Origin of the sequence: Streptomyces anandii JCM 4720 (assembly GCF_014650655.1) — a bacterium.
Classification (GTDB): Bacteria; Actinomycetota; Actinomycetes; order Streptomycetales; family Streptomycetaceae; genus Streptomyces; species Streptomyces anandii.
Genome location: NZ_BMVJ01000101.1, coordinates 1 through 825 on the forward strand (window position 1 = coordinate 1; position 825 = coordinate 825).

The following is an 825-nucleotide window of genomic DNA, read 5'->3' on the forward strand; positions in this document are numbered from 1 at the left end:
CCTCCGAGATCCGTGGGGTGACGGAGGAGACGACGACGGGTGTGCACCGGCTGTACGAGATGCAGCGGGACGGGACTCTGTTGTTCCCGGCGATCAATGTGAACGACTCGGTGACGAAGTCGAAGTTCGACAACAAGTACGGGTGCCGGCATTCGCTGGTGGACGGGATCAACCGGGCCACGGACGTGCTGATCGGCGGCAAGACGGCCGTGGTGTGCGGGTACGGGGACGTGGGCAAGGGCTGCGCGGAGTCGCTGCGCGGTCAGGGCGCGCGGGTGATCATCACGGAGATCGACCCGATCTGCGCGCTGCAGGCGGCGATGGACGGCTACCAGGTGACGACCCTGGAGGAGGTCGTGGAGACGGCCGACATCTTCGTCACCACGACCGGCAACAAGGACATCATCCTGGCCTCGGACATGGCGCGGATGAAGCACCAGGCGATCGTGGGCAACATCGGTCACTTCGACAACGAGATCGACATGGCGGGTCTGGCGCGGGTGCCGGGGATCGTCAAGGACGAGGTGAAGCCGCAGGTCCACACGTGGACGTTCCCGGACGGCAAGAAGATCATCGTGCTGTCCGAGGGCCGGCTGCTGAACCTGGGCAACGCCACCGGCCACCCCTCGTTCGTGATGTCGAACTCGTTCGCGGACCAGACGCTGGCGCAGATCGAGCTGTTCACCAAGCCCGACGCCTACCCGACGGGTGTGTACGTGCTGCCCAAGCACCTGGACGAGAAGGTCGCCCGCCTCCACCTGGACGCCCTCGGCGTGAAGCTGACCCGGCTGCGTCCCGAGCAGGCCGCGTACATCGGCGTCGACG

Annotated in this window: 1 protein-coding gene; it reads left to right on the top strand. The window is 66.2% G+C overall.

Features of this window, described 5'->3' with window-relative positions; genetic code table 11:
- Positions 1 to 825: adenosylhomocysteinase (locus IE249_RS35485; RefSeq protein WP_189711652.1), on the top strand; the 825-nt coding region annotated here is incomplete at both ends.